The 12,070-nt window shown below is 46.6% G+C and carries 11 protein-coding genes; 8 read left to right on the top strand and 3 right to left on the bottom strand.

Annotated elements, in window-relative coordinates:
* The first annotated feature begins 157 nt into the window (after positions 1-157).
* From FOC72_RS09730 to FOC72_RS09715, 4 genes are all read left to right on the top strand, one after another.
* A complete protein-coding gene (locus tag FOC72_RS09730; protein ID WP_002894457.1) occupies positions 158-1,255 on the top strand; it encodes a LysM peptidoglycan-binding domain-containing protein in 1,098 nt (365 codons plus the stop codon).
* 112 nt (positions 1,256-1,367) lie between these two features.
* Entirely contained in the window at positions 1,368-2,852 is a 1,485-nt protein-coding gene (gene thrC / locus FOC72_RS09725) for a threonine synthase (RefSeq protein ID WP_002894458.1), read from the top strand.
* Between the two features lie 108 nt (positions 2,853-2,960).
* Complete coding sequence (locus FOC72_RS09720; RefSeq protein WP_002894460.1) at positions 2,961-4,238, top strand: MATE family efflux transporter; 1,278 nt, start codon at positions 2,961-2,963, stop codon at positions 4,236-4,238.
* On the top strand, positions 4,235-4,849 hold the full coding sequence (locus FOC72_RS09715; protein ID WP_002894462.1) for an HAD-IA family hydrolase: 615 nt from the start codon (positions 4,235-4,237) through the stop codon (positions 4,847-4,849). The genes FOC72_RS09720 and FOC72_RS09715 overlap by 4 nt, the downstream gene beginning before the upstream one ends.
* A gap of 47 nt (positions 4,850-4,896) precedes the next feature.
* On the opposite strand, the gene FOC72_RS09710 is transcribed toward FOC72_RS09715, so the two are convergent.
* Both FOC72_RS09710 and FOC72_RS09705 read right to left on the bottom strand, forming a co-directional pair.
* On the bottom strand, positions 4,897-5,373 hold the full coding sequence (locus tag FOC72_RS09710; protein WP_002894463.1) for a YcxB family protein: 477 nt from the start codon (positions 5,371-5,373) through the stop codon (positions 4,897-4,899).
* A gap of 99 nt (positions 5,374-5,472) precedes the next feature.
* A complete protein-coding gene (locus FOC72_RS09705; protein ID WP_002894465.1) occupies positions 5,473-6,015 on the bottom strand; it encodes a histidine phosphatase family protein in 543 nt (180 codons plus the stop codon).
* A gap of 98 nt (positions 6,016-6,113) precedes the next feature.
* Here FOC72_RS09705 and polA point away from each other — a divergent pair, with 98 nt between their 5' ends.
* The 3 genes from polA to FOC72_RS09690 all read left to right on the top strand — a co-directional run bounded on the left by polA (position 6,114) and on the right by FOC72_RS09690 (position 9,863).
* The gene (gene polA, locus FOC72_RS09700) at positions 6,114-8,756 is read left to right on the top strand and encodes a DNA polymerase I (RefSeq protein ID WP_002894466.1); all 2,643 of its coding nucleotides are present in this window, start codon (positions 6,114-6,116) and stop codon (positions 8,754-8,756) included.
* Between the two features lie 164 nt (positions 8,757-8,920).
* Entirely contained in the window at positions 8,921-9,358 is a 438-nt protein-coding gene (locus FOC72_RS09695) for a CoA-binding protein (protein WP_032914047.1), read from the top strand.
* 1 nt (position 9,359) lies between these two features.
* On the top strand, positions 9,360-9,863 hold the full coding sequence (locus tag FOC72_RS09690; protein ID WP_002894470.1) for a kinase: 504 nt from the start codon (positions 9,360-9,362) through the stop codon (positions 9,861-9,863).
* Between the two features lie 27 nt (positions 9,864-9,890).
* Here the strand turns inward: FOC72_RS09690 and FOC72_RS09685 are convergent, their stop codons facing one another.
* Positions 9,891-10,766, bottom strand: a complete 876-nt coding sequence (locus FOC72_RS09685) for a DUF975 family protein (protein WP_002894473.1) — start codon at positions 10,764-10,766, stop codon at positions 9,891-9,893.
* Positions 10,767-10,918: 152 nt separating this feature from the next.
* Here FOC72_RS09685 and tgt point away from each other — a divergent pair, with 152 nt between their 5' ends.
* Entirely contained in the window at positions 10,919-12,061 is a 1,143-nt protein-coding gene (gene tgt / locus FOC72_RS09680; RefSeq protein WP_002894475.1) for a tRNA guanosine(34) transglycosylase Tgt, read from the top strand.
* Positions 12,062-12,070 lie beyond the last annotated feature (9 nt).

Raw genomic sequence — 12,070 nt, 5'->3', positions numbered from 1 at the left:
CTTTTGCTTATTGCTAATTTTAATATGTTACAAACAAATCTCCATATTACAGGGGACGGACAGTTCTGTTAAATAGGTCGAAAAAGGCTTTTTTCTTAGAAGATTTATGGTAAGATGGTTTTTGTATCATGAATGATTAGGAAGGTGCATTTTGCATATGAAAATGAATAAGAAATTACTTTTAGCTTCAACTGTTGCTTTGTCAGCATTGCCTTTGTTAACAACGCGAGCTGAGGAGCAGCCACAAAACTGGACTGCCAGAACAGTTGAGCAAATTAAAGCGGATATTACGAGCAATGAAAACCAACAAACGTACACTGTTCAATATGGAGACACTTTAGGAAATATCGCTCAAGCGATGAACATTGATCTTGTTGACTTGGCTAAAATCAACCAAATTGCCAATGCTGACTTGATTTTCCCAGGTACTGTTTTGACTATTACAACAAATGGACAAAACGAAATCACCTCTGTAGAAATCCAAAGCTACCAAGCAGGCAATAATGCAGGTTTGGTAACGGAAGATTATACAGCAAGTGAGATTTTTGGTACTGAACAAGCCGCTCCAGCGGCACCGGCTCAAACAGCAGAAACTCCAGCTCCGGCTGTTGAGGAAGCTGTTGCAGCTCCAGCAGACCAAGCACCAGCGCCTGCTGAAGAAGCTCCTACCCCAGTAGCAGAAGTTGCAAGTGAAGCAGCCCCAGCTGCGGAAGCAAATGCAGCCGCTCCTGTAGAGGCAGCACCGCAGCCAGCAGTTGCTGCAAGTCCAGCAGCTCCAGCAGAGGCAGCTTCAGAAGTGACTGAATTAGGCCAAGACCAAGTCAGTCAAGCAACTGCCGCTGTTGAGCCAACAACTTACAATGCTCCAGCTGTAACAGATGCTGCTAGCGTGACGACTAACAATCCTGCTAATGAAGGTCTTCAGCCACAGACTGCTGCTCTGAAAGAAGAGATAGCAGCTAAATATGGAATTACAGAATTTAGTCTCTACCGCCCAGGTGATAGCGGAGATCATGGTAAGGGCTTGGCAGCTGACTTTATCGTTGGTGAGAATACTGAATTAGGAAACCAGGTCGCAGCCGATGTTACTTCTAACATGACTGAAAGAGGAATCTCTTACGTTATCTGGCAGCAACAGTTCTATGCACCATTTGAAAGCATTTATGGACCAGCTAACACTTGGAACCAAATGCCAGACCGTGGCAGCGTAACCGAAAACCACTACGACCACGTTCACGTATCTATGAATGAATAAGATGAAAACAAGCCCAGAAATGGGCTTTTTCTTATATTCTCTGTGAAAAAGCGAGAATTTTCTGATAAATTTTGGTATAATAAAGCGAACTACAGATAAAGGATGAGAGAGAATGACCTTAGTTTATCAATCAACACGCGACGAAAAGAATAGAGTAACAGCTAGCCAGGCGATTCTGCAAGGTTTGGCAACAGACGGCGGGCTCTTTACGCCCATTACCTATCCGCAGGTCGATTTGGACTTTGCCAAGCTCAAAGACGCTTCCTATCAGGAAGTAGCCAAGCTGGTTTTGTCTGCTTTTTTGGATGATTTTTCTGAAGCAGAGCTGGACTACTGTATCAACCATGCCTACGACAGCAAGTTTGATGATGCGGCGATTGCTCCCTTGGTCAAGCTGGATGGTCAGTATAATCTAGAGCTTTTCCACGGAGCGACCATTGCCTTCAAGGACATGGCTTTGTCTATCCTGCCTCACCTGATGACAACCGCAGCCAAAAAGCACGGCTTGGAAAACAAAATTGTCATTTTGACAGCGACTTCTGGTGACACAGGCAAGGCGGCTATGGCAGGCTTTGCGGATGTTCCTGGGACTGAGATTATCGTCTTTTATCCGAAAGATGGTGTCAGCAAGGTCCAAGAGCTGCAAATGACGACGCAGACAGGTGCCAATACGCATGTGGTGGCTATTGATGGCAACTTTGACGATGCCCAGACCAATGTCAAACACATGTTTAACGACACAGACCTACGAGCTCGTCTCTTGGAGTACAAACTCCAGTTCTCATCAGCTAACTCCATGAATATCGGCCGTTTGGTGCCGCAGATTGTCTACTATGTCTATGCTTATGCTCAGCTAGTGAAGACAGGAGAAATCACAGCAGGAGACAAGGTCAACTTTACCGTTCCGACAGGGAACTTTGGTAATATCCTGGCGGCCTACTATGCCAAGCAAATCGGTCTGCCGGTTGGCAAGCTGATTTGCGCATCAAATGAGAACAATGTCCTGACAGACTTCTTCAAGACTCAGGTTTATGACAAGAAGCGGAGCTTCAAGGTGACGTCTAGTCCGTCCATGGATATTTTAGTTTCCTCTAACTTAGAGCGTTTGATTTTCCATCTATCTGGTAACAGCGCTGAGAAAACAGCAGCCTTGATGGCGGCTCTGAATGAGCATGGACAGTATGAACTGACGGACTTTGACGCTGATATTTTAGAGCTCTTTGCGGCTGATTATGCGACAGAGCAAGAAACAGCTGCTGAAATCAAGCGGGTCTATCAAGCATCTGACTACATCGAAGACCCTCATACGGCTGTCGCGTCTGCTGTCTATCAAAAATATCTGGCAGAAACAGCTGATCAGCGCAAGACTGTTATCGCGTCTACCGCTAGTCCTTATAAATTCCCAGTCGTGGCTGTTGAGGCTGTGACTGGCCAAACAGGACTCAGTGACTTTGAGGCTTTGGATCAACTGCACGAACTTTCTGGCGTAGCCTTGCCACCAGCTGTGGATGGCTTAGAAACAGCCCCAGTGCGCCACAAAACGACGGTCGCTGCAGACCAAATGCAGGCAGCAGTCGAGGATTATTTGGGATTGTAAAGTTTACTTAGAAGGCCTAAAATCAGCTGGATATCTGGCTGATTTTTTCTTAGGATGTCCAATGAAAGAAAGTGAAGTAGCTGATGCTTAAAAGGAAGAATTTTCTCTATGACGACCTATAAAAAAATCATGAATATCGCCTTGCCGGCTATGGCGGAGAACTTTTTGCAGATGCTCATGGGAATGGTCGACAGCTATCTGGTGGCCAGTCTTGGGTTGATTGCGATCTCTGGTGTCTCGGTGGCCGGCAACATCATTACGATTTATCAGGCAATCTTTATCGCGCTGGTGGCTGCTATTTCCAGTCTCATCTCCAAGACTCTGGCTCAAGGAGACAAGGAGCGTTTGGCCTATCATACAGCTGAGGCTATCAAGCTGACGCTGCTTCTGAGCCTTCTGTTGGGGCTGATTTCTCTACTCTTTGGCAGGCAGATGCTGGATCTTCTAGGGACAGAAAAGGCAGTGGCTGAAGCTGGGGGGCTTTATCTGGCTCTGGTCGGCGGGACTATTGTTCTGCTTGGCTTGATGACTTCCTTTGGGGCTCTAGTGCGGGTCACGCGCAATCCTAGATTTCCCATGTATGTCAGTCTTCTGACTAATGTCCTCAATGCCCTCTTTTCCGGTCTGGGGATTTACGTCTTTCGGCTTGGTATTGTCGGTGTAGCGCTGGGAACGGTGCTGGCTCGTTTGGTGGGTGTGTTGATTCTTTGGCGGGAGCTGGATTTGTCCACAATCCGCTGGAGCTGGGGCTTAGATGGCGAGCTTTTGCGCCTGTCTCTGCCGGCTGCTGGAGAGCGGCTCATGATGCGGGCGGGTGATGTAGTTATTATTGCCATTGTGGTCGTCTTTGGGACAGACGCAGTAGCGGGAAATGCCATCGGTGAAGTTCTGACTCAGTTTAATTATATGCCTGCCTTTGGGGTTGCGACAGCAACTGTCATGTTGGTAGGCCATGCGGTAGGTGAGGGAGATATGAAAGAGGTCGGTCTGATTCGTCAGCGGACCTTCTGGCTGTCTTTTGCTTGCATGTGGCCTGTGGCTTTAGGGATTTTCGCCCTTGGTCGGCCGCTGACCTTGCTCTATACGGATAATAGCGGAGCTATCACAGCCAGTCTTTTAGTTATCCTATTCTCACTGCTGGGAACTCCCATGGCAGTGGGAACCGTGATTTACACAGCTGTCTGGCAGGGGCTGGGCAATGCTAGACTGCCCTTTTATGCCACGACTATTGGTATGTGGCTGATTCGCATCGTTACAGGTTATTTGCTGGGTGTGACATTTGGCTTGGGTCTGCCGGGGGTCTGGGCTGGGACGCTCTTGGACAATGGCTTCCGCTGGTTATTTTTAAAGGTTTTATTTGACAGAAAAATGAGGGAAATCACATGAAAAAAGCGTTTATTTGGGATTTAGACGGCACCTTGCTGGACTCCTACGATGCTATTTTGGCGGGGATTGAGGAAACCTACGCTCACTATGGTCTGGACTTCGACAGGGCGAGTATTCACAGCTATATCCTAAAGCACTCTGTCCAGAAGCTCTTGGAGGAAGTGGCATCTGAGAAGGGGCTGGACGCTGCTGAGATGAATGCCTTCCGTGGAGCAAGTCTAAAGGAAAAGAATGCTCAGGTCCATCTGATGGAAGGAGCTTCAGAGATATTGGCCTGGGCTGAGGAGCAGGGCATTGCTCAGTTTGTCTATACCCACAAGGGACTCAATGCCCATCAAATCCTGAAAGACTTGGGAATTCATGATTATTTTATAGAAATCATCACAACAGCCAACGGCTTTGAGCGCAAGCCCCACCCAGAAGGTGTCGACTATATGCTCGATAAATATGGCCTGGATAAGCAGGAAACCTACTATATCGGCGATCGGACGCTGGACGTGGATGTCGCAGTCAACAGTGGCATCCAGAGCATTAACTTCTGTGACTACCGACCAGAAATCAATCACAAAATAGAGAAGTTGATGGATATCAAGCAATTATTTACAAAATAAAAAGCAGACCAGAACTGCTCTATTGTCAGTCTAGCCTGCTTTTTCTTTTACATATGCTCAATGTGAAGTTCTAGCAAGAACTCAAGAGCCTCGGGAGAACAGTTTTCTTTTTCAATTGCGAAACCAGTGTTCTCTCCTATCAAGATATAAAAATCTTGCTTTGTCATAATGACTTTGACAATATCATCATAGGTATAGTGAAATTCTCCGCGTATATATCTTGCGATAAAAGCCTCTCTGTCAAATATCAGAGTGACCTCCATGTTCTGAAATAAAGGATTTTTTTGATAAGCTCTCTTTATCTGATAATTCATGCCAAAATAGTACATAGAGGCGAAAATAGGGAGAGCCAATATGATGGATATTATCTTTTCCTCTAATGGGCCGAGCATTACGTAGGTGAACAGCCCGATTATCAGTATGATTATGTATAATACAAATCCTTTTCGTCGTATGAGAATAGCCCATGAAAATCTTTTATAAACTTCTTCAGTCACAAGAGTTGTAATACGAATTGGAAACATCTTTCACCTCCAGTTTTTATTATTATAACACAGAGGAATGGTAAGATGTAGGGAATGTTGCGATTGAACTAGGTGAAGCAAGGGCCGTCGAATTTTCTTTTAGGGAAGACGAGTGATTCTTTCGGTTTTATCTAAAACTAGCACATCTGGCATGGAAAGATTATGCCAGAAGTTATAATCAATGCTGGAGTCGAATGCGCTTAGTAAAATGCAGATAAGGTTACCATGGGAGCTAATGATAATCTCTTTGTTTTGATGTTTGCTTTCCAGTTCTTGAAGAAGAGCTAAGGCTCGCTGTTGAGCTTGTTGATTAGACTCGCCACCAACAAATGAAAAAGTCGGCTGTGACCAAAGTTGCATGAGGGCTTCTTCAAAGTCTTGGTCGGCAATCGCTTGACTACTTAGCTTTCGCTCTATTAGACGTCTGTCGGTTTGAATGGAGAGTTTAAGGCTTTGAGCCAAAGGCTCGACCGTTTGAATGGCTCTGCAGTAGGGGCTAGAATAAATGGCGGTAATGAATTTGTCTGCTAAAAATTCAAGCTGTGCCAAGGATTCTTGCCCTTTGTCTGATAATGGTCGGTTGATTTCATCAGGTGTATAGTTAGAATGCGCATGACGGATAAAATAGTAAGTGTTTTTCATAGGATGATTATAGCAAAATTTAAATCTCCATTCATTTTCTACCTATTTTCCACGCCGCCTTTTCTGTCTTTGTCCGCCTTTCGTGTTATAATAAACCTATGGAAAAAAAGAACAAATTATTATTAATCGATGGTTCGTCCGTTGCTTTTCGCGCTTTTTTTGCGCTTTATAATCAAATTGACCGTTTCAAGAGTCCATCGGGCCTGCATACCAATGCCATTTATGGCTTCCACCTCATGCTCAATCATCTCTTGGAGCGCGTGCAGCCGACTCATGTCCTGGTAGCTTTTGATGCTGGCAAGACGACCTTCCGGACCGAGATGTACGCCGACTATAAGGCTGGTCGGGCCAAGACACCGGATGAATTTCGTGAACAGCTGCCCTTTATCCGAGAGATGCTGCAGCACCTAGGCATTCACTACTACGACTTGGCTCGGTACGAGGCGGATGACATCATCGGAACCTTGGACAAGATGGCTGAAAAGACAGCTGCGCCTTACGATGTGACCATTGTCAGCGGCGATAAAGACTTGATTCAGCTGACGGATGATAATACCGTGGTGGAGATTTCCAAGAAAGGCGTGGCTGAGTTTGAGGAATTTACCCCAGCCTACCTCATGGAAAAGATGGGCATCACGCCAGAGCAGTTCATCGACCTCAAGGCGCTGATGGGCGATCAGTCGGACAATATCCCCGGAGTGACCAAGATCGGTGAGAAGACTGGTCTCAAGCTCCTCTTGGAGTATGGCTCTTTGGAAAATCTCTATGAAAATATTGACCAGCTCAAGGCTTCCAAGATGAAGGAAAATTTGATCAATGACAAGGACAAGGCTTTCTTATCCAAAACTCTAGCTACCATTAATACTCAGGCTCCGATTGAAATCGGGCTGGATGATTTGGTTTATAAGGGTCCTCAGGTAGAGGCTCTGAGCAAGTTCTACGACGAGATGGGCTTCAAGCAGCTCAAGGCTCAGCTAGGAACTGGTCAAGATCCGGTAGAAGTTAAACCAATTGAATTTACCAAAGTGACTGAGGTCACAGCAGATATGCTGGCACCAGAGCAATTTTTCTATTTTGAAATCTTGGGTGACAACTACCACAAGGAAGAGATTGTCGGCCTTGCTTGGGGAGATAGTCGTCAGATTTATGTCGGCACCAGCGATTTACTGCAGCAGCCTCTCTTTCAGGATTTTTTGACAAAAATAGCTCTGAAAACCTACGACCTCAAGCGGACCAAGGTACTGCTCAGTCATTATGGCATCGAGCTACCAGTAGCATCCTTTGATGCGCGTCTAGCCAAGTATCTGCTTTCGACGGTCGAGGACAATGAGCTGGCGACCATTGCTCGCCTCTACGGCCAAACAATTCTGCCGACGGATGACGAGGTTTATGGCAAGGGAGCCAAGCGCGCTTTGCCGGAGAAAGAGCAGCTCTTTGAGCATCTGGCTCGTAAGGTTCAAATACTGCTGGAAACAGAAGAGCCAATGCAAGAACAACTCCGCGCCCACAATCAGCTGGATTTGTTGCTTGAAATGGAGCAACCGCTGGCCTTTGTCCTAGCTAAGATGGAGATTGCGGGGATTAAGGTTGAGCGGGAAACCCTGCAGGGCATGCAGGCGGAAAATGAAAAGACGCTGGAAAGTCTGACTCAGGAGATTTATGATCTGGCTGGTCAGGAGTTTAATATTAACTCACCGAAACAGCTGGGAACCATTCTCTTTGAGGATATGGGGTTGCCGCTGGAGTACACCAAAAAGACCAAGACGGGCTACTCGACAGCGGTGGATGTGCTGGAGCGTTTAGCACCGATTGCACCGATTGTGTCTAAGATTCTGGAATACCGTCAAATCAGCAAGCTCCAGTCTACTTATATCATCGGACTGCAGGAGGCGATAGCGGCTGACGGTAAGATTCACACTCGCTATGTTCAGGATTTGACCCAGACTGGCCGTCTGTCCTCGGTTGACCCGAACTTGCAGAATATCCCCGTTCGTTTGGAGCAGGGGCGCCTCATTCGCAAGGCCTTTGTGCCAGAGTGGGCAGATAGCGTACTACTCAGCTCGGATTATTCCCAGATTGAGCTGCGGGTGCTGGCTCACATTTCGCAGGACGAGCATCTGATTGCTGCCTTTCAGCATGGAGAAGACATTCACACGGCTACCGCCATGCGGGTCTTTGGTATTGAAAAGGCAGAGGATGTGACACCAAATGACCGTCGCAATGCCAAGGCTGTCAACTTCGGAGTAGTCTATGGCATCTCCGACTTCGGGCTGGCCAATAATTTGGGAATTTCCCGCAAGGCTGCCAAGGACTACATTGAGACCTATTTTGAGCGTTTCCCTGGTATCAAGAATTATATGGAAACCATCGTTCGCGAAGCGCGTGATAAAGGCTATGTAGAGACCATTTATCATCGCCGCCGCTCCTTGCCGGACATCAATTCCCGCAACTTTAACATCCGAAATTTTGCGGAGCGCACAGCTATTAACAGCCCGATTCAAGGATCGGCCGCAGACATTCTCAAAGTTGCTATGATTAATCTGGATCGAGCTCTGACAGAGAAAAATTTCAAGTCTCGCATGCTCTTGCAGGTTCACGATGAAATCGTGCTAGAAGTGCCAGCTGACGAGCTAACAGCCGTCCGCCAGCTAGTCAAAGAAACCATGGAGGCTGCGATTAAGCTGGCCGTTCCACTAGTGGCTGATGAAAATGCCGGCCAAACTTGGTACGAGGCAAAGTAAGATAAGATACAAAGAGCGTCAAAACCGACTGAAAATTAGGCAGCCGGACGAAGGAGCGATGCTCCTAGAACGGATTATCTATTTTCCAAGGTTTTAGCTCAGACTCAGTTAAGACGCAAACAATGCAAAATTATCCAGCTTTATTATGAATGAGGAGGAAATCTATGACTTATCATTTTCAAAATCCCAGCGATGCCATCGTCAAGCATTATCTGAAAAACAGCAAGGTAATTGCTGTTGTTGGCTTGTCTGACCGCGAAGAAACGACCAGTAATCGTGTGTCCAAAGAGATGCAAGATCGGGGCTATCGCATTATCCCTGTCAATCCGCGGGCAGCGGGCAGTCAGATTTTTGGTGAGACTGTTTATGCCAGTCTCAAAGATATTCCTTTTCCGGTTGATATTGTCGATGTATACCGTCGCAGTGAGTTTTTGCCGGATGTGGCACTGGATTTTCTGCAGTCGGATGCCAAGATTTTCTGGGCTCAGTTGGGCTTGGAGAGTGAGGAGGCTGAGCAAATTTTGCGGGCAGCCGGTCGGGACGACATTGTCATGGACCGCTGCATTAAACGCGAGCATACCCGCTTGATTCTGGGCGAATAAGATGGCCAAGTTAGTCATCATTCGTGGCAATTCCGGCTCTGGCAAGTCTAGCCTAGCCAGGAAACTGCAGACTCACTATGGCCGAGGGACTCTCCTGATAGCGCAGGATACGGTTAGACGGGATATGCTCAAGGAAAAAGTTGAGCCGGGAAATTTGTCTATTGACCTGACGGAAACGTTGGCCAGCTTCGGCTACGAACATGATTTGCTGGTTCTGGTAGAAGGATTTTATGAGACAGACATTTACGGACAGATGCTAGAGCGGTTGAAAAAACTCTTCGCTCCGCAGGTCTTTGCCTACTACTATGACCTATCCTTTGAAGAAACAGTCCGCCGCCATCAGACTAGAGCTAAACAAGAAGAATTTTCCCCTGCCGACATGAAGCGCTGGTGGAAAGACCGAGACTTCTTAGGCTGGGAAGAGGAAGCTTTTTTTACAGATAAGGATTCACTAGAGACAGCCTTTGATAAAATCTGCTCTACCCTTGACAAGACAGAAATATAATAGTAAATAAAAAAACAACTCACAAGCTTAGGACAAGGAGTTCCGTGCTTGCGGGTTGTTTTCGTTTAGAATAGCTTTTTCTTTTTTCAACTCTTCGTAGAAAAGAATGTAAGCAGTCGCTGTATAAGGAAGAACCATAATATTCAGTACACCGTAAGTCATTTTGGCCAATAAATTCCAGCCGATGAAGCTCAGGTCTAGCATAAACAGCTTTCTTTTATAGCCCTTCATGAGCTTCCGACTTTGACGGATAGCAGAGAAAGCTCCCAGGTAGGTGTCAGTCTCAAGCTGGTCATATAGGATCAGCTCTGCTTGAGAATATGCGTAGTACTGAGGGATGGTGATGCCTAGACCAACCAATATCAAGAGGCTTCCCAGTAACATACCAGGGGTGTATTGAAGAATCTGCTGACCTGCCTCGCTTTGAGCAGTCAGCACAGTATGGGCAGGAAGTTTTTCCGAAATATTGAGAATCTTATAAGCATTGAAGACGGACAAAAGACTCCCGCAAAATATAGGAAGATTCCAAAGGAAAAGCAAGAGCTGCTTGAGCAAAACGGTTTTAAAAACAGGTGTGAAGTTCTTGCTCATAAAAAGATGCCCAATATCTGAAAAGCCAACGTCATCCTTTGTTTTACGAAGGACCTTCATCATAGTATAGCTGGCAGAAAGCAGTAGCAAGGTCAAGATAAACTGGATGGTTGTCGGGAAAAGATTTTTACTAATGAGAAGATAGATGGACTGGCTAAAAGTTAGGCTGGGAATGGAATCTCTTAGATTGTCATTAAGGGAAAGTAAGATGCTGAGGATGCTGACAAGGGTTGGGGTCGCAAACAAAAGAAAAATCCCCCTCGTTTGGCTGCGGACGTTACGAGCCTGAGCTCTGATGTTACTTAGTTTCATAATTCCTCCATTTGGATTTGTCTGTTACATTATATCATACCCCGTGACAGATAGAAGTTTTTTTGGTAAAATCATACGGTATCTTGTGAGCCCTTGCTGCTCATTATATAGAAGAAAAATCGCTGGGACTGTTTTTCCCAGCAGGAGGAAACATGTCAACATCACCGATTCAATATCGTTTGATCAAAAAAGAAAAGCACACAGGTGCTCGTTTGGGAGAGATTATCACGCCTCACGGGACTTTCCCGACGCCTATGTTTATGCCGGTTGGGACCCAGGCGACGGTCAAGACCCAGTCACCAGAAGAGCTCAAGCAAATGGGTTCTGGTATCATCTTGTCCAATACTTACCACCTCTGGCTGCGGCCAGGCGATGAGCTGATTGCCCGTGCAGGTGGTCTGCACAAGTTCATGAACTGGGATCAGCCTATTCTGACGGATAGTGGCGGTTTCCAGGTTTATTCTCTAGCTGACAGCCGCAATATCACAGAAGAAGGAGTAACTTTCAAGAACCACCTCAATGGTTCCAAAATGTTCCTGTCACCAGAAAAGGCCATCTCCATCCAGAACAATCTGGGCAGTGACATTATGATGTCCTTTGATGAATGCCCGCAGTTCTACCAGCCGTATGACTATGTCAAGAAGTCCATTGAGCGGACTAGCCGTTGGGCAGAGCGTGGACTCAAGGCCCACAGCCGTCCACACGACCAAGGTCTCTTTGGGATTGTTCAGGGTGCTGGCTTTGAAGATTTGCGCCGCCAATCTGCTCAAGACTTGGTCAGCATGGATTTTCCGGGCTACTCTATTGGAGGACTGGCTGTTGGTGAGTCTCACGAAGAGATGAATGCTGTGCTGGACTTCACAACGCCTATGCTGCCTGAAAACAAGCCTCGCTATCTCATGGGAGTTGGAGCGCCAGATAGCTTGATTGACGGGGTTATCCGTGGTGTGGATATGTTTGACTGCGTCCTGCCGACTCGGATTGCCCGAAACGGTACCTGTATGACTAGCGAAGGGCGTCTGGTTGTTAAAAACGCTCAGTTTGAGGAAGATTTCACGCCGCTGGACCATGACTGTGACTGCTACACTTGCAGCAACTATACGAGGGCCTATATTCGCCACTTGCTTAAAGCGGATGAAACCTTTGGCATCCGTCTGACCAGCTATCACAACCTCTACTTCTTGGTGAACCTTATGAAGAAGGTCCACCAAGCCATCATGGATGACAACTTGCTGGAATTCCGTGAGGACTTTATTGAGCGCTACGGCTACAATAAATCCAGCCGAAATTTTTAAGAAGCTCCA

The sequence above is a fragment of the Streptococcus sanguinis genome, from assembly GCF_013343115.1.
In the GTDB taxonomy this organism is placed as follows: Bacteria; Bacillota; Bacilli; order Lactobacillales; family Streptococcaceae; genus Streptococcus; species Streptococcus sanguinis_H.
This window is presented reverse-complemented; position numbering and strand designations above follow the sequence as displayed.

Bases quoted from the DNA above. Each gene is read 5' to 3' on its own strand.
- FOC72_RS09730 (WP_002894457.1), top strand. From the start codon at position 158: ATGAAAATGAATAAGAAATTACTTTTAGCTTCAACTGTTGCTTTGTCA.
- thrC (WP_002894458.1), top strand. From the start codon at position 1,368: ATGACCTTAGTTTATCAATCAACACGCGACGAAAAGAATAGAGTAACA.
- FOC72_RS09720 (WP_002894460.1), top strand. From the start codon at position 2,961: ATGACGACCTATAAAAAAATCATGAATATCGCCTTGCCGGCTATGGCG.
- FOC72_RS09715 (WP_002894462.1), top strand. From the start codon at position 4,235: ATGAAAAAAGCGTTTATTTGGGATTTAGACGGCACCTTGCTGGACTCC.
- FOC72_RS09710 (WP_002894463.1), bottom strand. From the start codon at position 5,373: ATGTTTCCAATTCGTATTACAACTCTTGTGACTGAAGAAGTTTATAAA.
- FOC72_RS09705 (WP_002894465.1), bottom strand. From the start codon at position 6,015: ATGAAAAACACTTACTATTTTATCCGTCATGCGCATTCTAACTATACA.
- polA (WP_002894466.1), top strand. From the start codon at position 6,114: ATGGAAAAAAAGAACAAATTATTATTAATCGATGGTTCGTCCGTTGCT.
- FOC72_RS09695 (WP_032914047.1), top strand. From the start codon at position 8,921: ATGACTTATCATTTTCAAAATCCCAGCGATGCCATCGTCAAGCATTAT.
- FOC72_RS09690 (WP_002894470.1), top strand. From the start codon at position 9,360: ATGGCCAAGTTAGTCATCATTCGTGGCAATTCCGGCTCTGGCAAGTCT.
- FOC72_RS09685 (WP_002894473.1), bottom strand. From the start codon at position 10,766: ATGAAACTAAGTAACATCAGAGCTCAGGCTCGTAACGTCCGCAGCCAA.
- tgt (WP_002894475.1), top strand. From the start codon at position 10,919: ATGTCAACATCACCGATTCAATATCGTTTGATCAAAAAAGAAAAGCAC.